We start from the raw sequence: 19,522 nt of genomic DNA, 5'->3' as shown, positions 1-19,522 counted from the left end.
CCGCGTCTTTCGCAACCCCGGATTGTCGATGAGCCTGACTCCCAGCCGCCCGGTCGCCTACGGCTGCCTGGCCCTGAGCATGTCGCTGGTGGGCAGCTACGTGGCTTTGTCCAAGCCGCTTGCCGCAGCGATTCCCATCTTCCTGCTGGCCTGGATGCGCTTCGGCATCGGCGGGCTGGCCATGCTGCCCTGGCTGCGCCGCCCGGCGAGCGAGGCGCCGCTGACGCCCCGCATGCGCTGGCTGCTGTTCCTGGAGTCCTTCCTCGGCAACTTCCTGTTCTCCATCTGCATGCTGTACGGCGTGAGCATGATCAGCGCGGTCTCGGCCGGCGTGATCATGGCGGCCATTCCGGCCGCGGTCGCGCTGCTCAGCTGGATCTTCCTGCGCGAGCGCATCATGCCGCGCACTTGGGCCGCGATTGCATGCGCCATGACCGGCATCGCGCTGCTGGCATTGGCCAAGCCGGACGCGCACGGCGCCGTTGCCAGCGCGGCCGACGACTCCCGCTCCATGCTCGGGCACCTGCTGGTGTTCGGCGCCGTGCTGTGCGAGGCCTCGTACGCGGTGATCGGCAAGACGCTGACCGGCGCGCTGGGCCCCAAGCGCATCTCGTCGTTGATCAACCTGTGGGGCTTCGTGCTGGTCACGCCGTTCGGCCTGTATGCGGCGCTGGACTTCGACTTCGCCGGCGTGCGGCCCGGCATCTGGCTGCTGCTGGCTTTCTACTCGCTGGCGGCCAGCGTGTGGACCGTGTGGCTGTGGATGACCGGATTGAAGGCCGTGCCGGCGTCGCAAGGCGGCGTGTTCACCGTCATGCTGCCGGTGTCCGCCGCGCTGGTCGGGCTGTTCGCGCTCGGCGAGAACCTGAGCACGCTGCAGCTGGTCGCCTTCGTCGTCGCGCTGGCCGGCGTGCTGCTGGCGACCTTGCCCGTCAGGTCAAGGGCCGCGGGCTGACCACGATGCCGTCCTCGTCGGCATAGAGCCAGTCGCCGGGGCGCACGGCCACGCCCTGCACCGTCACCGGTACGTCGCGCGCGCCCTCGTCGCGCTTTGTGGAGCGGTGCGGCATGAGCGCCAGCGCCTTCACGCCGATGCCCGCCGCGCGCAGTTCCGCCGCGTCGCGCACCGCGCCGTCGATCACGATGCCGGCCCAGCCGTTCCTGCGCGCCGCCGTGGCGAGGATGCCGCCCACCAGCGCGCGCCGCACCGAGGCGCCGCCGTCCACCACCAGCACCCGGCCGTTGCCGGGCGACTCCACCGCTTCCTTGACCTTGGTGTTGTCCTCGAAGCAGCGCACCGTGCTGACCTGGCCCGCGAAGCGCGGCGTGGGTCCGTAGTCGCGGAACACCGGCGGCAGCGCCGCGAAGCCGGGCGGATCGTCCTTCTCGTGCGCGTCGCACAGGTCGCAGGTGTTGAAGTCGGCGGGGGTGGTGGGCTGGTTCATCGGCCGGTGACCTTTCGGATGGCGGGTTTGATGTTCTCGCGCCGTGCCGGCAGCACCACCGCGTTTTCGCGCGGCATGTTCAGCACGATGGAGGTGGAGGTTTCCGTGAGGATACAGAACTTGGTGACCACCGCGTCGAGGTGCTCGACGTCGATGACGGCGATCTCCAGGATCCAGCTGTCCTCGCCGGTCACGTTGAAGGCATTCACCACCTCGGGCGTCTGCTCGATCAGCTTGACCACCCGCGCGTATTCCACGCGGCCCACGCGCGCCAGAGCGCGGATGCCGTAGCCCAGCCGCGTGTAGTCGACCACCGCGCGGTAGCCCTTGATGAAGCCGCCCACCTCCAGCTTGCGCACGCGCTCGGTCACCGCCGGCTGGCTGAGGTGCACGCGGCGGCCCAGCTCCGCCATGGTGATGCGCGCGTCGCGCTGCAGTTCGGCAAGAATGCGGCCGTCGTAGGCATCGAGTTCGGGAGTTTCGGTGAAAGCGGGCATTGGCCTTGAAAATAAAGGAGCGCAGGGCTTCGGACCTTGGATTCTGCATGGAGCAAAACGGCAGCACAACCTACGATTTGCGCCCATGAACACCGCCGTCCTCCGCCGCGCAGCCGCCGGCTCCCCGCCCCGCCTGCTCATCGCCGCCCTGCTCGCCTGCTACCTGGTCTGGGGCTCCACCTATTTCGCCATCCGCGTCGCCCTGGACAGCTTTCCGCCGTTCTTCCAGATGGGCACGCGCTTCCTCGCCGCCGGCGTCCTGCTCATGGCCTGGGTGCGCTGGTGCTCGGGCCGCGCCAGCGCCGCGCCGACACCCTGGCCGACCCGGCGCGAATGGCGCAATGCCGCCGTCGTCGGCGGCCTGATGCTCGGCGCCGGCATGGGCATGGTGGCCAGCGCCGAGCAGCACATCGGCTCGGGCCTCATCGCCTCCTTCATCGCCGTGGTGCCGATGATGGTCTGCGGCTGGGGCCTGCTGTTCGGGCAGCGGCCCAGCCGGCTGGAATTCGCCGGCATGGTGGTCGGCATCGCAGGCGTGCTGCTGCTGGTGCGCGGCGCCAGCTTCTCCGCCTCGCCGGCGGGGCTGGCCTTCATCAGCGGCGCCACCCTGGCCTGGTCGCTCGGCTCGGTGCTGTCTTCCACGCGGCTGCCGCTGGCCGCCGGGCCGAGCGGGTTCGCCAGCGAAATGTTGTGCGGCGGCGCGATCTTGATGGTGATTTCTCTCGTGCTGGGTGAACAGTTCGCGTGGCCGCCGCAGCCGCAGGCGGCACTCGCGTGGGCGTACCTGGTGGTGTTCGGCTCGCTCATCGCGTTCAGCGCCTACATGTACCTGCTGGGCCATGCGAGCCCCGCGATGGCCACCAGCTATGCCTTCGTGAATCCGCTGATCGCGCTGCTCCTGGGCATCGCCGCCGCCAATGAAGCGGTCACGCGCGGCGAGTGGATCGCCTGCGGCGTGATCCTGCTGGGCGTGTTCCTCATCTTCAGAGGGAAAACGACCCCGCGCGCCCACTAAAAAAAACAACAGGCTCCAGCGAAAAACCCCGTTTTTCCCTTGGAAACGGGGTTTTTCTCCATTAGCATCCGCAGTGCCAGTGCGAGCGATGTTTTCCACTGGTTGACATCAACTTCTAGAAGGAAAAATCAAAATGGCAACTGCGAAAAAAGCTGCGGCGAAAAAAGCGCCCGCAAAGAAGGCTGCTCCCGCGAAGAAGGCGGCGGCTCCGGCAAAGAAGGCCGCTCCCGCGAAGAAGGCTCCGGCGGCGAAGAAGGCGGCTCCGGCCAAGAAGGCCGCTCCCGCGAAGAAGGCTCCGGCAGCGAAGAAGGCAGCTCCGGCCAAGAAGGCCGCTGCCAAGGCCCCCGCCAAGAAGCGCACCCCGAACGCCGCGTTCATGAAGCCGCTGACGCCCGACGCAGCGCTGTCCGCAGTGGTCGGCAGCGCTCCGCTGCCGCGCACGGAAATCGTGAGCAAGCTGTGGGCCTACATCAAGAAGAACAAGCTGCAGGACGCCGCCAACAAGCGCATGGTGAACGCCGACGCGAAGCTGAAGGAACTCTTCGGCAAGCCGCAGGTGTCCATGTTCGAGATGGCCGGCCTGATCGGCAAGCACGTGAAGTAAACCGGGTCCCCCGGGCATCCGAAGGGCCGCGCAAGCGGCCCTTTTCTGTTGCGGCGCGCAAACGCGCGGCAAGCGCCCTGGCCTATGATCCCCGGCGCATGGGTCCGCAGCGGACGCATGTCCACTACACACCAGGGGAACCCATGACACTGCCGCCCAGGCGCCTGTTCGGCGCGCTCGCACTCCTGCTGGCGCTCGCCGCGCCCGCCACCCATGCGGAGACCGTGCGCATCGCCATGATCGAGATGATGTCGGGCCCGCTGGGGGCCACCGGCCACAACCTGCTGCGCAGCTACCAGACCTTCGCGGAGACCGCCGCGCGGGAGAACTGGACTGGCGCCGGCCACACGCTCGAGTTCACCGGCTTCGACAACAAGGGCAGCCCGCAGGAGTCGCTGGCGCTGCTGAAGACCGCCATCGACCAGGGCTACCGCTACGTCGCGCAGGGCACCAGCTCGGAGATCGCCGCCGTGCTGATCGAGGCGCTGAACGACCACAACGCGCGCAACCCCGGCCGCGAGGTGCTGTTCATCAACCATGCGGCGGTCGACCCCGACCTCACCAACCAGAAGTGCAGCTTCTGGCATTTCCGCTTCGACGCGCACGTCGACATGAAGATGGAGGGCCTGACCAGCCTGATGGCGGCCGACCCGAACGTGAAGAAGGTCTACCTGGTGGGCCAGGACTACAGCTTCGGCCGCCAGGTGTCGCGCGCCGCGCACGAGTTCCTGCAGCGCAAGCGCCCCGACGTCGAGATCGTCGGCGACGAACTCCACCCGATCGGCCGCGTGCGGGACTTCTCGCCCTACGTGGCGCGCATCAAGGCGTCGGGCGCCGACACCGTGCTCACCGGCGACTGGGGCTCCGACCTGGCGCTGCTGATCAAGGCGGCGCGCGAGGCGGACCTGAAGGCGACCTTCTATACCTACTACGCAGGCATGTCGAGCGGGGTTATGAACACCATGGGCGCGGACGAGGTGGGCAGGGTCAAGCAGATCGGCAACTGGCACGCCAACATCGAGAACTTCCCGGGCAAGGACGTGCAGGAGGCGTTCCGGCGCAAGTACAAGGAAAACTTCTACGCCACGCCCACCTACACCATCGTCGCGATGCTGACCAAAGCCATCGCCAAAGCGGGCTCCACCGAGCCGCTGAAGGTGGCGCTGGCGCTGGAGAACCTCAGCATCCGCGGCTTCGCGGGCGGCGACGTGACCATGCGCGCCGAGGACCACCAGGTGCAGGGCACCCTGTTCCTGTCCACCTGGGCCAAGGCCAACGGCCGCGACGTGCGCTTCGACGAGGAGGACACCGGCTACGGCTGGAAGCCCGACCGCAGCCTGGCGCCGCAGACGGTGATGCTGCCCACCACCTGCCGCATGCAGCGCCCGGTCGCGGCGCGCTAGGGTGCGTCGGCGGCTGCGTTGAGGCCGCCTACTTGCCGTCCTTGAGCGCGGCCTGGCGGATCGCGCTCAGGGTGCCGCGCGTGGAGATCACCTCGGGATCCAAGGTCACCTCGATCAGCGTGCCCTGCCCGCGTTCCAGCGCGGCGAGCAGTTGCGGCTCGAACTCCTCGGTGCGGGTGATGCGAACGCCGGCATAGCCGTAGGCGCGCGCCAGCGCGGCGAAGTCGGGGTTGGCCAGCTGCGTGCCGCTGACGTTGCCCGGGTACTCGCGCTCCTGGTGCATGCGGATGGTGCCGAACATGCCGTTGTTGAGCAGCAGCACGATGCTCTTGCCGCCGTGCTGCACCGCCGTGGCCAGCTCCTGCCCGTTCATCAGGAAGTCGCCGTCGCCCGCGATGGTGAACGCCGTGCGCCCGCTCACGATGCTGGCGGCGATGCCGCCCGGCACGCCGTAGCCCATGGCACCCACCGTGGGCGCCAGCTGCGTCTTGTGGCCCTTGGCCAGGCCGTGGAAGCGGAAGAAGCGGTGCACCCAGCTGGCGAAGTTGCCGGCGCCGTTGGTCAGCACCGCGTCGGCGGGCAGGTGCTTTTGCAGCAGGGCGACGATGGCCGGCATGTCGATCGCGCCCGGCAGCGGCTGCGGCACCATGTTGGCTTCGTAGTCGGCATGCGCCGCCTCGGCCCACGCGGCCCAGGGCACTTCGGCCGGCGCGGGCACGTCGCGCAGCAGCGCGAGCGCGGCAACGGCCATCGAGGCTTGGATGGCGATGTCGGCGTGGTAGACGCGGTTGAGCTCCTCGGCGCCGGAGTGCACGTGCACCAGCGTTTGCGCTGCCTTGGGCGGCGTGAGCAGCGTGTAGCCGCTGGTCGTCATCTCGCCCAGGCGCGGGCCCAGCGCCAGGATCAGGTCGGCGTCCTTGACGCGTGCCGCCAGCTTCGGGTTGATGCCGATGCCGACGTCGCCGGCGTACAGCGGGTGGTGGTTGTCGAAGGTGTCCTGGAAGCGGAACGCGTTGCCCACCGGCAGCTTCCAGTTCTCGGCGAACTGCTGCAGCGCCTGCGCCGATGCCTGCGTCCAGCCGGTGCCGCCGGCGATCACGAACGGCTTCTTCGCGGCCAGCAGCAATTCGCGCAGCTGCTGCATCGCGTGCGGATCGGGCCAGGCCGCCACCGGCTCCACGCGCGGCAGGGGCCGCGCACCGGTCGCCTTCACCAGCATGTCCTCGGGCAGCGCCAGCACCACCGGGCCGGGGCGGCCGTTCATGGCGGTGGCGAAGGCGCGCGCCACGTATTCGGGAATGCGGGCCGGGTCGTCGATGCGCTCCACGCGCTTGGCCATGCCGCGCGTGCTGGGGCCGAAGAAGGTGCCGTAGTCCAGCTCCTGGAAGGCCTCGCGGTCGCGCTGGTCGGCGGCCACGTCGCCAACGAACAGCACCATCGGCGTGGAGTCCTGGAACGCGGTGTGCACGCCGATCGAGGCATTGGTGGCGCCCGGCCCGCGCGTGACGAAGCACACGCCGGGGCGGCCGGTCATCTTGCCGTGCGCATCGGCCATGAAGGCGGCGCCGCCCTCCTGCCGGTTGGTGACGAACTGGATGCGGTCGCGGTACGCGTGGAAACCGTCGAGCACCGCCAGGAAGCTTTCGCCCGGCACGCCGAAGGCATGCGTCACGCCCTGGGCCGCCAGGCATTCGACCAGCAGGTGGCCCGCGATCTGCGGGGCGGAGGAAGAGTTGGTGGACGCCATGGGCTTGGTTGGGTTGACTGGCGCGATCTTAGCCGGCTGCCTTTGGTCTTAGGTGTTCTCCCGGGTGGCCCTAATTCACCTATTGGTGAAAAGATCGGGCGCTTCGATGTCCCCGAGGTTGCCCATGACTCTTCCCGCCCGCTTTGACGACGTCGCGCAACTGGAAGCCGCGCTGTCCGAACCCTCCGCCGAGCTCATCGCCGACCTGCGCACCGTCCCCGGCGACCTGATGGTGCTGGGCGTGGGCGGCAAGATGGGGCCGACGCTCGCGCGCATGGCCAGGCGCGCCGACCCCGCGCGGGGCGTGATCGGCGTGGCCCGCTTCTCGCAGCCTGGGTTGCGCGAGGAGCTGGAGCGCGACGGCATCGAATGCATCGAGGCGGACCTGCTCTCGCGCCAGGCGCTGCAGCAGCTGCCCGATGCGCCCAACATCGTCTTCATGGCCGGCCGCAAGTTCGGCTCGACCGGCAGCGAATGGCTGACCTGGGCCATGAACGCGCACGTGCCGGCGCTGGTGGCCGAACGCTATGCGCGATCCCGCATCGTGGCCTTCTCCACCGCCTGCGTGTACCCGTTCGTCGGCACGGCCGGACCCGGCGCGGCCGAGTCGGTGCCGCCCACCGCGCCGTCGGGCGAGTACGCCAACTCCTGCGTGGCGCGCGAACGCATGTTCGAGCACTTCTCGCACCAGTGCGGCACGCCGGGGCGGCTGCTGCGGCTGTCCTACGCGATCGACATGCGCTACGGCGTGCTGCACGACGTGGCGCGCAAGATCGTGCAGCGCGCGCCGATCGACCTGTCGATGGGCCATGCCAACGTTATCTGGCAGGGCGAGGCGAACGATTGGTCGCTGCGCGCCCTGGCGCATTGCGACTCGCCGACCAGCGCGCTCAACATCAGCGGCCCCAAGATCGCGATCCGCGACGTCGCCGCGGGGCTGGGCCAGCGCCTGGGCATCGCCCCGGTGCTGCAGGGCCAGGAGGCACCGACCGCCTGGCTGGTGGACTGCGCCGAGGCGTTCCGTCTGTTCGGTGCGCCGCGCGTGGGTCTGGAGACGATGCTGGACTGGACAGCCGACTGGGTGGCACGCGGCGGCGCCAGCCTGGACAAGCCCACGCACTACGAGGCCCGCGATGGAAAGTATTGAGATGCACCGTTCCTCCATCCCAGCCGAATCGCTCGCCCTGCTGCGCCAGGGCACCGCCATCCCCGCACACCTGCTCGCGCTCGACGCCGACCGCCGCCTGGACGAGCGCCGCCAGCGGGCGATGACGCGCTACTACCTCGACGCCGGCGCCGGCGGCGTGGCCGTGGGCGTGCACTCCACCCAGTTCGCCATCCGCGACGTCGGCCTGTACGAGCCGGTGCTGCAACTGGCGATGGACACGGCGCGCAGCTGGGAGCCGCTGGGCGGGCGCCGGCCGCTGTTCATGGTGGCCGGCCTGGCCGGTCGCACCGAGCAGGCGGTGCGCGAAGCCGGCATCGCGCGCGGCCTGGGCTACCACGCTGTTTTGCTGAGCCTGGGCGCGATGCAGGGCGCGAGCGAAGACGAACTCATCGCGCATTGCGAGGCCGTGGCCGAAGCGATGCCGCTGGTGGGCTTCTACCTGCAGCCGGCGGTGGGCGGCATCCACCTGCCGGCGTCGTTCTGGCAGCGCTTCGCTTCCATCGACAACGTGGTGGCGATCAAGATGGCACCGTTCCACCGCTACCGCACGCTGGACGTGATCCGCGGCGTGGTCGCCGCGCGCGCGGAGGAGCGCGTGACGCTCTACACCGGCAACGACGACCACATCGTGCTGGACCTGCTGGCGCCGTTCACCCTGGTACGCGACGGCCAGCCGGTGACGGTGCGCATCCGCGGCGGGCTGCTGGGCCACTGGAGCGTGTGGACGCAGCGCGCCGTGGAGCTGCTCGCGCGCATCCACGCGGCCATCGAAGCGGGCAGCGTCGCGCCCGAGCTGCTGGCGCTGGATGCGCAGGTCACCGACTGCAATGCGGCGCTGTTCGACGTGGCGCACGACTTCCACGGCTGCATCGCCGGCTGCCACGAGGTGCTGCGCCGCCAGGGCCTGCTGGAAGGCACCTGGTGCCTGGACCCGGCCGAGGGCCTGAGCCCGGGCCAGGCCGAGGCGCTCAGCCGCGTGGCGCGCGACTACCCGCACCTGACCGACGACGCTTTCGTGGCGCGGCACCGCGCGCGCTGGCTCGGCTGAGAAGCTTCAGGGCTTCCTTGGGGCAAGCCGCGTTGACAGCCCGCGCCGGCTTGATCTAGAGTCCTTAATTCACCAGTTAGAGAATTAAACCCAGGAGACATCCATGCAAAAGCGCTTTTTCCTGCAGGCCGCGGCCGTTGCCGCCCTCGTCGCCGCGGCAGGTCCCGCCGCCGCGCAGAACTGGAAGCCCACCCGCCCGATCAACCTGATCGTGCCGTGGGCGGCCGGCGGCTCCACCGACCAGGTCACGCGCGTGGCCGCGGCGGAGCTGGAGAAGGCGCTGGGCCAGACCATCGTGATCGTCAACCAGCCGGGCGCCTCGGGCGCGATCGGCACCAAGAGCGCGATGGACGCGCCCAAGGACGGCTACACCTGGACGGCGGGCGCCGCGCAGGACCTGGGTGCCTACCAGTCGCTGGGCGCAGTCAACACCAGCATCAAGGACTGGCACCTGTTCCTGAACGTGGCCAACATCCAGGTGATCGGCGTCAACCCGGCGCGGCCCTGGAAGAACGCCAGGGAGCTGCTGGACGACATGCAAAAGCGCCCCGGCCAGATCAGCGTGGCCACCGCCGGCGTGACCTCCGCGGCGCACAACGCCATGGACCAGATCGTCAAGGCCACCGGCGTGAAGTACAAGGAAGTCTCCTACGACGGCGGCAACCCCGCGGTGGTGGCCACCGTGGCCGGCGAGGCCGACCTCACCACGCAGCTGGCGGTGGAGCAGGCCGACATGCTGCGCGGCAAGCGGCTGCGCGCGCTGGCCACGGTGAGCGACAAGCCGCTGGAGCTGGAAGGCTACGGTGTCATCCCGCCGCTGTCGGACACCCTCAAGGGCTTCACCGCGCCGGCCAACTACTTCGGCATCTTCATTCCCAAGGGCGTGCCCGACGAGGTGGTGAAGACGGTGGAGCGCATCTGGGCCGAGCAGATGCCCAAGAGCGAGACGCTGAAGAAATACGCGACCAGCCGCGGCGCCCTCTTCAACCCACTGTACGGCGACGCGGCGCAGAAGGCGGTGTTCCCGGCGGTGCAGAGCAACGCCTGGAACCTGCACGCCGGCGGCAAGACCAAGGTCTCGCCCGACACGGTCGGCATTCCCAAGCCCTGAGCGAGCACGTCACATGACCGATCCGGCCCTGGTTCCCGAGCACTCCGTGCCCGTCGGCGACGACGAGGACGAAGCCGCGCCGCCGCGTTCCGACTTCAAGGACGCGATCGGCTGGATCGTGTTCGGCGTGCTGGTGCTGGGCGGCTCCATCGCCATGGACCGGCTGGAAGCACAGAACATCAACCCGGTCACCGTGCCCGGCCTGCTGCCCGGCCTGCTGGGCCTGGCGATTTTGCTGCTGGGCGCGGTGCTGCTGCTGCGCAGCATGGGCCGCGGCGCGCTGGTGCAGGCGGTGCCCGCGCCGACTGCGCGCCAGCGCGAGGAGCGCCGGCGCGTGTGGGTCGCCGTCGCGCTGTGCATCGGCTACGGCGTGGTGCTGGTCGGCCACGGCATCCCGTTCTGGCTGGCTTCGAGCTTCTACCTGACCGTGGCCATCCTGGTGTTCCAGCGCATCAGCCCCGACCCCGCCGAACGCCGCCTGGACGCGAAGTCGTGGGCCAAGGCGCTGGTGATCGCGGTGCTGGCCTCGGTGGCGACCTGGGCCGCCTTCGAAAAACTGTTCCTGGTGCGGCTGCCCTGAGCCCCTCTCCCGAGACCTGACCCATGCTGCAAGGACTGCACGACCTCGGCGCCGCCTGGCTGAGCTTCATGAACCCGATGACCCTGCTCTATGGGCTGGGCGGCGCGTTCGTGGGCATCGTCATGGGCATCCTGCCCGGGCTGTCGGCCACGCTGGCCATCGCGTTGCTCACCACCCTCACCATCAAGCTGCAGGCCAATGACGCCATCCTGGTGCTGATCTGCTCGTACGTGGGTGCGCTGTACGGCGGCTCGCGCACCGCCATCCTGCTGAACATCCCGGGCACCGCGGCCAATGCCGCGTCCTGCGCCGACGGCTACGCGCTGGCGCTGCAGGGCCAGGCCGGCCGCGCCATCGGCATCGCCACCTCGGGCGCGTTCGTGAGCACGCTGCTGGGCGTGGTGTGCCTGGCGCTGTTCACGCCGCTGCTAGCCGAAGTGGCGCTGCAGTTCGGCGCTTTCGAATTCTTCTGGCTGGCGCTGTTCGGGGTCACCATGTCCGGCAGCATCGTCGGCGGCGATCCGCTCAAGGGCTGGCTGATGGGGCTGCTGGGCCTGTTCCTCGCGCAGGTCGGCCAGGAAAGCCTGTACGCGTACAACCGTTTCACCTTCGGCTGGGACGAGCTGTCCGGCGGCATCGCGCTGATCCCGGCGCTGGTGGGCGCCTTCGGCCTCGCCGAAGTGCTGACCACGCTGGCCGACCCGGTCGAGCGGCGCATCGCCGACCTGAAGGACTCGGTGCTGCCGCGCTGGCGGGAGATCGTCGTCTACAAATGGACGGTCCTGCGCTCCGGCGTCATCGGCGTGCTCACCGGCCTCCTGCCCGGCGTGGGCGAGGACGCCGGGGCCTGGATGTCCTATGCGGCCGCCAAAGCGCTGAGCAAGGAGAAAGAGAAGTTCGGCAAGGGCTCCATCGACGGGCTCATGGCCGCCGAAACCGGCGACATGGCCTCCATCCCCGGCCACATCATCCCCTCGCTCGCGCTCGGCATTCCGGGCTCGGCGCCGTCGGCAGTGCTGATGGCCGCGATGATCATCCACGGCGTGCAGCCCGGCCCGATGCTGATGATCCAGCATCCGCAGTTCATCTACGAGGTGGTCGCGATGACCACGCTGGCGTCGATCGCCATCCTGCTGTTCGGCCTGTTCGGCGTGCGCCCGCTGCTGCAGGTGCTGAAGGTGCGCCGCGGCATCCTGATGCCCATCGTGTTCCTGCTGTGCACCGTGGGCGCGTTCGCCGCCGCCTCGCGCCTGTTCGACATCTGGATGATGCTGGCCATCGGCATCGGCGCGTACTTCCTGCGCCGCCGCGGCTACGAGATGGCGCCGCTGGTGCTGGGCCTGGTGCTGGGGCCGCTGCTGGACAAGAGCCTGCGCCGCGGGCTGGTGCTGTCGGACGGCAGCATCGTGCCGTTCTTCACCCGGCCCATCGCAATGGCATTCGCCGCCGTGACCATCATCACCATCCTGATGTACGTGCCGCCGGTCAAGGCCGGCGTGCGGCACGTGCGCACCGCCGTCGGCGGCGCGGTGCGCGGGCTGTTCGCCCGCGGGACCTGAGGACACCGCGATGCGCATCGCCCTGTGCAATGAAGTGCTGCAGCCGCTGCCGTTCGAGCAGCAATGCAAGGTCGCGGCCGCCCTGGGCTACGACGGCCTGGAGGTGGCGCCGTTCACGCTCGCGGAGGACCCGATGCAAATCGGCGACGCGCAGGCGGCGCAGCTGCGCCGCGTGGCGGAGGACCATGGCCTGCGCATCGACGGCCTGCACTGGCTGCTGGTCGCGCCGGCCGGCCTGTCGATGGTGGCCGGCGACGCCGCGCTGCGCGCGCGCACCGCCGGCGTGATGGAACGGCTGGTGGAGCTGTGCGCCGCGCTGGGCGGCAGCTACCTGGTGCACGGCTCGCCCAAGCAGCGTTCGGTACCCGCCGGCGCCACGCGCGAGCAGGCCTGGGAGCGCGCACGCGGATGTTTGCGGCGCGCTGGCGAGCGCGCGCGCGGCTGCGGCGTGACCTACTGCATCGAGCCGCTGTCGCCGCGCGAGACCGACATGCTCAACACCGTGGCCGAAGCGGTGCGCATGGTGGAGGAGATCGGCATTCCCGCCTTCAAGACCATGATCGACTGCAGCGCCGCCGGCCAGGCGGAAGCCGAACCGGTGGAAGCATTGATGGCCCGCTGGATGCCCACCGGCCACATCGCCCACGTGCAGGTGAACGACCCGAACCGGCGCGGCCCGGGCCAGGGTGCCATGCGCTTCGGGCCCATCCTGCGCACCATCGCGCGCATGCAGCGCGAAGGGCATTACCACGGCATCGTGGCGGTGGAGCCGTTCGACTACGTGCCCGACGGGCCGGGATCGGCCGCGCGCGCCATCGGCTACCTGCGCGGCGTGCTGGAAGAGGTGGAGCATGGCTGACGCACCCGCGATGCGCATCCGCGAGATCGCGCTGTACGAGCGGCCGGTGACGCTGCGGCTGCCGTTCCGCTTCGGCGTGGTGACACTCACCGAGGCGCCGCAAGCTTTCGTGCGTGCGCGCGTGGAAACCGCCGACGGCCGCAGCGCCTGGGGCGCGGCGGCCGAATTGATGGCGCCCAAGTGGTTCGACAAGAACCTGCAGCTGTCCAACGCCGACAACTTCGACCAACTGCGTGCCGTGCTGCACCTGGCGCGCGATGCCTACCTCGCCGACGCCTCGCCGGCCACGGCCTTCGGCCATTTCGCGCGCCACCACGACGCCCACCAGGCCGCATGTGGACAGCGCCGCTTCAACCCGCTGCTTGCCAGCTATGGCCCCGCATTGGTCGACCGCGCGGTGCTGGACGCGCTGTGCCGGCTGCTCGGCGTGTCCTTCTACGACGCGGTGCGCGCCAACCTGCCCGGCATCGGTGTGGGGCGGCCGGAATTCAACGGCCTGGACATGCCGTCGTGGCTGCATGCACTGCGCCCGGCGGCGTCCATCGAGGCGCGCCACACGGTAGGCCTGGTGGATGCGATCACCGCCGCGGACCTGCAAGAGCGTGTCGGCGACGGCCTGCCCGAGACGCTGGAGGAAGTCATCGCCGCCTACGGCCACCGCTGGTTCAAGCTGAAGGTGAGCGGACAGGTGGACGTCGACGTCGCACGGCTGTCGGCCATCGCCGGCGTGCTGGACCAACTGCCGCACCCCTACTTCGCATCACTGGACGGCAACGAGCAGTACGAAAGCGCCGACGGCGTGGCAGCGCTGGTGGCAGCGATCCGCGCCGCGCCGCAGCTGCAGCGCCTGTGGCACGCCATCGCTTTCATCGAGCAGCCGATCGCACGCAAGCTCGCGCTCGACGCCGACCTGCGCGGGGCCGACCTGGGCAAGCCGGTGATCATCGACGAGTCCGATGGCGAGCTCGACGCCTTCGTGCGGGCGCGCGACCGTGGCTACGCGGGCGTCTCGTCCAAGACCTGCAAGGGCATCTACCGTTCGCTGCTCAACGGCGCGCGCTGCCACGCCTGGAACGCGCAGGGCACGGCAACGCGCTACTTCCTGTCGGGCGAGGACCTCACCACGCAGGCCGGCCTTGCCGTGCAGCAGGACCTGGCGCTGGTGAACCTGCTGGGCATCACGCACGTGGAGCGCAACGGCCACCATTACGTGGACGGCATGGCGGCGCTGCCGCGCACCGAGCAGCAGCAGTTCCTGCAGGCCCACCCGGACCTGTACGAGGACAGCCACGGCGCCGTGCGGCTGAAGATCCGCGAAGGCCGCATCGCCCTGGCCTCGCTGGACCGGCCGGGCTACGCCAGCGGCGCCATGCCCGACTTCGCGGCGATGCGCGAGCTGCGGAGGCCCGCATGAGCACCACGCCACGCACGCCCCGGCGCGACCCCGCGCCCGCGTCCGTGCCTGTCGTGGCCGAGCAGCGCTCGCGCGACGCCGAGCGCTCGCAGATGCTGATCCTCACCGCCGCGCGCGACGAGTTCGCCGAATACGGCCTGGCCGGCGCGCGCATGGACCGCATCGCCGAGCGCGCCGGGCTCAACAAGCGGCTGATCTACTACTACTTCGACGAGAAGGAAAGCCTGTTCGAGGCCGTGCTGGAGCTGGCTTACCGCGACATCCGCGACGCCGAGCAGCAGCTGAACCTGCAGGAGATGGCGCCGGCCGACGCGATCAAGCGCCTGGTGCAGTTCACCTGGGAGTACTACCTGGAGCACCCGGAGTTCCTCACGCTGCTCAACAGCGCCAACCTGCACAAGGCCCGCCACCTGCACCAGTCGCAGCGCGCGCGCGAGCTGAACTCGCCGCTGATCGAGATGCTGGCCGCCATCCTGGAGCGCGGACGCAAGGACGGCAGCTTCCGCGGCGGCGTCGATCCGCTTCAGCTGTACATCTCCATTGCCGGGCTGGCGTACTTCTACCTGTCCAACAACCACACCCTGTCGGCCATCTTCGGCCACGACCTGCTCAGCCCCAAGGCCCGGCAGGAGCGGCTGTCGCACATGGTCGACGTGATCCTCGGCTACGTCCTCAGGAGCTGAGGGTCATCGCCCGCCGTCCTTGGCTGCGGGCGCTTTGTTTTTATAATTCACCAATCAGTTAATTGAGAAGGAGCATGTCCTCCATGGCCATCCAACGACTCGGAATCATCATGCACGGCGTCACCGGACGCATGGGCATGAACCAGCACCTCATCCGCTCCATCGTTGCCATCCGCAACCAGGGCGGCGTCGCGCTGTCCAACGGCGACAAGGTGATGCCCGACCCCATCCTCATCGGCCGCAACGCCGAGAAGATCGAGGCGCTCGCCAAGGCCCACCGCATCGAGCGCTGGGGCACCGACCTCGACGCCGCGCTGGCCGACAAGAACGACACGGTGTTCTTCGACGCCGGCACCACGCAGATGCGTCCCACGCTCCTGGCCCGCGCACTGCGCGCCGGCAAGCACGTTTACTGCGAAAAGCCGATCGCCACCACGCTGGGCGAAGCCGTGGAAATCGCCAAGGCGGCGCAGGCGTCCGGGCTGAAGCACGGCGCGGTGCAGGACAAGCTGTTCCTGCCGGGCCTGCGCAAGCTGGACATGCTGCGCCGCGCCGGCTTCTTCGGCCGCATGCTGTCGCTGCGGCTGGAGTTCGGCTACTGGGTGTTCGAAGGCGACCTGCAGCCGATCCAGCGGCCCAGCTGGAACTACCGCGCGCAAGACGGCGGCGGCATCATCCTGGACATGATGTGCCACTGGCGCTACGTGCTGGACAACCTGTTCGGCGAGGTGAAATCCATCTCCTGCCTGGGCGCGCAGCACATCCCGCAGCGCTGGGACGAGAACGGCAAGCCCTATGCCGCCACGGCCGACGACGCCGCCTACGCCATGGCGCAGCTGGTGGGCCACAATGGCGAGCCGGTGGTGGCGCAGATGAACATGTCGTGGACCACGCGCGTGCGGCGCGACGACCTGGTCACCTTCCACGTCGACGGCACGCACGGCTCGGCCGTGGCCGGACTTTCCGACTGCCGCATCCAGAGCCGCGTGGCGACGCCGCGGCCGGTGTGGAATCCCGACGTGAAGCAGCCAATGGATTTCTTCGACCAGTGGCAGCTGGTGCCCGACGCCGAGGTCTACGACAACGGCTTCAAGGTGCAGTGGGAGCACTTCATCCGCCACGTGGTGGAAGACGCGCCCTACAAGTGGACCTTGCCCGAAGGCGCCAAGGGCGTGCAGCTGGTGGAAGCCGCGCTGCAAAGCTGGAAAGAGCGGCGCTGGGTGGACGTGCAGCCGCTCGCCATGTGAGGCCGACATCACCATGAACTTGAACCTGCAGTTGCCCACGACGACGGGTACCCTCGAGACCTACACGCTGCGCGGCACGCCGCCGCCCACGCCCGCACCGGGCGCGAAGTTCAACCGCATCGCCTACTCCGCCGCGCACGTGGTGTCGGACCCGCGCGCCGCGGTCGACCCGTGGCTGCAGTCGGCCATCGACTGGGACGCCACCATCGCCTGCCGCCAGCGCTTGTGGTCGCTGGGCCTGGGCATTGCCGAGGCGATGGACACGGCGCAGCGCGGCATGGGCCTGGACTGGCCGACCTCGCTGGAGCTGATCGGCCGCTCGCTCGACGCGGCGCGCGACGTGCCCGGCCCTTCGACAGGCTCAGGACAGGCGCGCGTCGCTTGCGGCTGCGGCACCGACCACCTGCCGCCGGAAGAGGCGCGCAACGTCGACGACGTGATCCGCGCCTACGAAACGCAGATGGAAGCCATCGAAAAACTCGGCGGCCGGCTGATCGTCATGGCCAGCCGCGCGCTGGCGCGCGTGGCGCGCGGGCCCGAGGACTACGAGCGCGTGTACGGCCGCATCCTGTCGCAGGCGAAGCAGCCGGTCATCCTGCACTGGCTGGGCGACATGTTCGACCCGGCCCTGAAGGGCTACTGGGGCACGCCCGACGTGGACCACGCCATGGACACGGCGCTGGGCATCATCGCCGCGCATGCGGACAAGGTGGACGGCATCAAGATCTCGCTGCTGGACAAGGACAAGGAAATCGCCATGCGCCGCAGGCTGCCGGCCGGCGTGCGCATGTACACGGGCGACGACTTCAACTATGCCGAACTGATCGCCGGCGACGGCTTCGGCACGGAGGCGGTGCACGGCAAGAGCGACGCCCTGCTCGGCATCTTCGGCCCCATCGCGCCGGCCGCCAACGCGGCGCTGGCCGAACTGGCGCGCGGCAATGTCGAACGCTTCCACGCGATCCTGGCGCCGACCGTGCCGCTGTCGCGCCACATCTTCGCGGCACCCACGCGCTTCTACAAGACCGGCATCGTGTTCATGGCGTGGCTGAACGGCCACCAGAGCCATTTCACCATGGTGGGCGGCCAGCAGAGCACGCGCAGCCTGCCGCACCTGGCGCAGCTGCTGCGCCTGGCCGATGCGGCCGACCTGCTGGAGCAGCCGGAGCTGGCTGCGCAGCGCATGCGCACCTTGCTGGCGCTGCACGGCATCGAGTAAGCGATGCGCGACTTCTCCACGGGCCATGAATGGCTGTCGATCAACACCGCGACTGTGCGCAAAAGCGCCGGCGCCGACCTGCCGCTGACGCAGATCATCGAGGCCTGCGTGGCGCGCGGCATCCGCGCCATCTCGCCCTGGCGCGACCAGGTGCAGGCGGCGGGCCTGGCCAACGTGGCGCGGCTGGTGCGCGCGCACGGGCTGCAGCTCTCGGGCTATTGCCGTGGTGGCATGTTTCCCGCGGCCGACGCGGCGGGCCTGCGCGCGGCGCGCGACGACAACCGCCGCGCGGTGGATGAAGCGCTGGAGCTCGGCGCGCCCTGCCTGGTGCTGGTGGTGGGCGGCCTGCCCGGCGCGCTGCAGGGATGTGCCGCGCACAAGGACATCGCCGGCGCGCGCAACCAGGTGCGCGACGGCATCGCCGAACTGCTGGACTACGCGAAGCCGGCGGGCATGCCGCTGGCCATCGAGCCGCTGCACCCGATGTACGCGGCCGACCGGGCCTGCGTGAACACCATGGAGCAGGCGCTTGACCTGTGCGAGGCACTCGACCGCGGCACGAGGTCACCGCGCGCCGCGCTGGGCGTGGCGGTGGACGTGTACCACGTGTGGTGGGACCCGAAGCTGCAAGCGCAGATCGCGCGTGCCGGGCAGCGAAGGCTGCTGGCATTCCACGTCTGCGACTGGCTGACGCCGACGGCCGACCTGCTCAACGACCGCGGCATGATGGGCGACGGCGTGATCGACATCCCGCGCATCCGCGGCTGGGTCGAAGCGCAAGGCTATGCGGGATTCAGCGAGGTGGAAATCTTCTCGACCGGCAACTGGTGGCAGCGCGATGCCGGCGAGGTGCTGGACGCCTGCATCGCGCGGCACAGGACGGCGGTCTAACTGAGATCGCCGGACTGCGCGCAACAACGTGCAGCGCAGTCCCTCTTGCGAACTGGAGCCGGCTTTGCCGGGCCAGCCCGCACTGACCAGAGCACTCGAAAATCGCGCAGCGATTCTCGAGTGAAGGCTACGCCGTTTTGACTTGCTGCAGCGGCGTGGCGCCGGCTGCATTGCGGATGGCGGACGCGCCCGCTTCGATCTCGCCTGACAGCTGACCGCCCTCTTCGATCACGATCTTGCCGTAGCGCACGTGGCCGGTGACCTTACCGGTGGAGAAGATCGTGAGCTTCTGGCGCACGGTCAGGTTGCCGTCGAACACACCGCGGATTTCGGCGATGTCGATTTCGGCGGAGCCCTTGAAGGCACCGCGCTCGGAGATCTGGATCACGCGCGAATCCATGGTCGCTTCCACCGAACCTTCGACAACCAGCGTGTCGCAGTCGGTGATCTCGACGCCCTTGAGCTTGATGTTGGGGCCGACGGTGAGCTTGCTTTCGGCGCCGGTGACGGGAGCAGGCACGGGCAGCGGCGCGGTGGAGGAAGCAGAGGGAGTGGGCATCGAAGGAGCGGCGGTGGCGCCGGTAGCGTTGGGGGTGGTTCCGGTGCGCGGCGGCTGATAGCCGGTTTCGCCTTCGCGCTTGTTGTTATTGAAGAATGGGGACTGCAGTGCCATCGAATAATTCCTCTGAGGGCGTTGGAAGAGAGAACTGCCGATGCTAAGCATGGGCACAGATTACATTTCACGCCGTTGCGCAAGATCGGTAACCATCCGCGCGCCAATCTGCGGCATAACAGGCGTGAGACGCCAATTATTTACACGCTGGGCCTGGCGCTGCAACTGCCAGCCACGCTGCGGCGCCGGGGTGTCCTGGGCCGGCGACCCCTTCGATACCAGTGCCGGCAACCTGATCTAGTGTGGTGCGCGCCTCTGTTCTGTACTTATCGTGAGATCGCAGCCAATGCAGCCTTGGCTCTGGTGACCTTGGCCAGGATGTCCGAAGCACTGGCTGTCCAGATGAATGGTTTGGGGTT

19 protein-coding genes are annotated in these 19,522 nt (G+C 69.2%); 15 read left to right on the top strand and 4 right to left on the bottom strand.

Annotation, left to right across the window (positions count from 1 at the left end):
• The first annotated feature begins 28 nt into the window (after nucleotides 1-28).
• Nucleotides 29-955: a DMT family transporter gene (locus H0U68_RS02840; RefSeq protein ID WP_296352652.1), complete on the top strand. Its 927-nt coding sequence runs from the start codon at nucleotides 29-31 to the stop codon at nucleotides 953-955.
• On the opposite strand, the gene rraA is transcribed toward H0U68_RS02840, so the two are convergent.
• Together rraA and H0U68_RS02830 are read right to left on the bottom strand one after the other, a co-directional pair.
• Nucleotides 933-1,445: a ribonuclease E activity regulator RraA gene (gene rraA / locus H0U68_RS02835; RefSeq protein ID WP_296352651.1), complete on the bottom strand. Its 513-nt coding sequence runs from the start codon at nucleotides 1,443-1,445 to the stop codon at nucleotides 933-935. The two genes, H0U68_RS02840 and rraA, sit on opposite strands and share 23 nt — an antisense overlap.
• A complete protein-coding gene (locus tag H0U68_RS02830; protein ID WP_296352650.1) occupies nucleotides 1,442-1,942 on the bottom strand; it encodes an Lrp/AsnC family transcriptional regulator in 501 nt (166 codons plus the stop codon). Before H0U68_RS02830 ends, rraA begins: the two co-directional genes overlap by 4 nt.
• Nucleotides 1,943-2,027: 85 nt before the next feature.
• Here H0U68_RS02830 and yedA point away from each other — a divergent pair, with 85 nt between their 5' ends.
• From yedA to H0U68_RS02815, 3 genes are all read left to right on the top strand, one after another.
• Entirely contained in the window at nucleotides 2,028-2,957 is a 930-nt protein-coding gene (yedA, locus tag H0U68_RS02825; RefSeq protein WP_296352649.1) for a drug/metabolite exporter YedA, read from the top strand.
• A 133-nt stretch (nucleotides 2,958-3,090) separates the two neighbouring features.
• On the top strand, nucleotides 3,091-3,561 hold the full coding sequence (locus H0U68_RS02820) for an SWIB/MDM2 domain-containing protein (RefSeq protein WP_296352648.1): 471 nt from the start codon (nucleotides 3,091-3,093) through the stop codon (nucleotides 3,559-3,561).
• Between the two features lie 143 nt (nucleotides 3,562-3,704).
• Nucleotides 3,705-4,964 carry a branched-chain amino acid ABC transporter substrate-binding protein gene (locus H0U68_RS02815; RefSeq protein WP_296352647.1) on the top strand — a complete coding sequence of 420 codons (1,260 nt, stop codon included), beginning with the start codon at nucleotides 3,705-3,707 and terminating at the stop codon, nucleotides 4,962-4,964.
• A 28-nt stretch (nucleotides 4,965-4,992) separates the two neighbouring features.
• On the opposite strand, the gene H0U68_RS02810 is transcribed toward H0U68_RS02815, so the two are convergent.
• Entirely contained in the window at nucleotides 4,993-6,711 is a 1,719-nt protein-coding gene (locus H0U68_RS02810; protein ID WP_296352646.1) for a thiamine pyrophosphate-binding protein, read from the bottom strand.
• A gap of 124 nt (nucleotides 6,712-6,835) precedes the next feature.
• On the opposite strand from H0U68_RS02810, the gene H0U68_RS02805 reads away from it, so the two are divergent.
• The 11 genes from H0U68_RS02805 to H0U68_RS02755 all read left to right on the top strand — a co-directional run bounded on the left by H0U68_RS02805 (nucleotide 6,836) and on the right by H0U68_RS02755 (nucleotide 18,490).
• A complete protein-coding gene (locus H0U68_RS02805) occupies nucleotides 6,836-7,858 on the top strand; it encodes an NAD-dependent epimerase/dehydratase family protein (RefSeq protein WP_296352645.1) in 1,023 nt (340 codons plus the stop codon).
• A 1-nt stretch (nucleotide 7,859) separates the two neighbouring features.
• Nucleotides 7,860-8,927, top strand: coding sequence for a dihydrodipicolinate synthase family protein (locus tag H0U68_RS02800; RefSeq protein WP_296352644.1), 1,068 nt, complete (start codon nucleotides 7,860-7,862; stop codon nucleotides 8,925-8,927).
• A gap of 103 nt (nucleotides 8,928-9,030) precedes the next feature.
• On the top strand, nucleotides 9,031-10,038 hold the full coding sequence (locus H0U68_RS02795) for a tripartite tricarboxylate transporter substrate binding protein (RefSeq protein WP_296352643.1): 1,008 nt from the start codon (nucleotides 9,031-9,033) through the stop codon (nucleotides 10,036-10,038).
• Between the two features lie 13 nt (nucleotides 10,039-10,051).
• A complete protein-coding gene (locus H0U68_RS02790; RefSeq protein WP_296352642.1) occupies nucleotides 10,052-10,618 on the top strand; it encodes a tripartite tricarboxylate transporter TctB family protein in 567 nt (188 codons plus the stop codon).
• 23 nt (nucleotides 10,619-10,641) lie between these two features.
• Nucleotides 10,642-12,177: a tripartite tricarboxylate transporter permease gene (locus tag H0U68_RS02785; RefSeq protein WP_296352641.1), complete on the top strand. Its 1,536-nt coding sequence runs from the start codon at nucleotides 10,642-10,644 to the stop codon at nucleotides 12,175-12,177.
• A gap of 10 nt (nucleotides 12,178-12,187) precedes the next feature.
• Entirely contained in the window at nucleotides 12,188-13,036 is an 849-nt protein-coding gene (locus H0U68_RS02780; RefSeq protein WP_296352640.1) for a sugar phosphate isomerase/epimerase family protein, read from the top strand.
• Nucleotides 13,029-14,450, top strand: a complete 1,422-nt coding sequence (locus tag H0U68_RS02775; RefSeq protein WP_296352639.1) for an enolase C-terminal domain-like protein — start codon at nucleotides 13,029-13,031, stop codon at nucleotides 14,448-14,450. Before H0U68_RS02780 ends, H0U68_RS02775 begins: the two co-directional genes overlap by 8 nt.
• Nucleotides 14,447-15,133 (top strand): TetR family transcriptional regulator, encoded by a 687-nt coding sequence (locus tag H0U68_RS02770; RefSeq protein WP_296352638.1) that lies wholly within the window; start codon nucleotides 14,447-14,449, stop codon nucleotides 15,131-15,133. Before H0U68_RS02775 ends, H0U68_RS02770 begins: the two co-directional genes overlap by 4 nt.
• Before the next feature lie 83 nt (nucleotides 15,134-15,216).
• Entirely contained in the window at nucleotides 15,217-16,380 is a 1,164-nt protein-coding gene (locus H0U68_RS02765; RefSeq protein WP_296352637.1) for a Gfo/Idh/MocA family oxidoreductase, read from the top strand.
• Between the two features lie 13 nt (nucleotides 16,381-16,393).
• The gene (locus tag H0U68_RS02760) at nucleotides 16,394-17,599 is read left to right on the top strand and encodes a dihydrodipicolinate synthase family protein (RefSeq protein ID WP_296352636.1); all 1,206 of its coding nucleotides are present in this window, start codon (nucleotides 16,394-16,396) and stop codon (nucleotides 17,597-17,599) included.
• A gap of 3 nt (nucleotides 17,600-17,602) precedes the next feature.
• Nucleotides 17,603-18,490, top strand: a complete 888-nt coding sequence (locus H0U68_RS02755; protein WP_296352635.1) for a sugar phosphate isomerase/epimerase family protein — start codon at nucleotides 17,603-17,605, stop codon at nucleotides 18,488-18,490.
• A 127-nt stretch (nucleotides 18,491-18,617) separates the two neighbouring features.
• Here H0U68_RS02755 and H0U68_RS02750 read toward each other — a convergent pair whose 3' ends face one another.
• Nucleotides 18,618-19,163, bottom strand: coding sequence for a polymer-forming cytoskeletal protein (locus H0U68_RS02750; protein ID WP_296352634.1), 546 nt, complete (start codon nucleotides 19,161-19,163; stop codon nucleotides 18,618-18,620).
• Between the last annotated feature and the right edge of the window lie 359 nt (nucleotides 19,164-19,522).

Origin of the sequence: Ramlibacter sp. (assembly GCF_013697775.1) — a bacterium.
Taxonomy (GTDB): domain Bacteria; phylum Pseudomonadota; class Gammaproteobacteria; order Burkholderiales; family Burkholderiaceae_C; genus Ramlibacter.
This window is presented reverse-complemented; position numbering and strand designations above follow the sequence as displayed.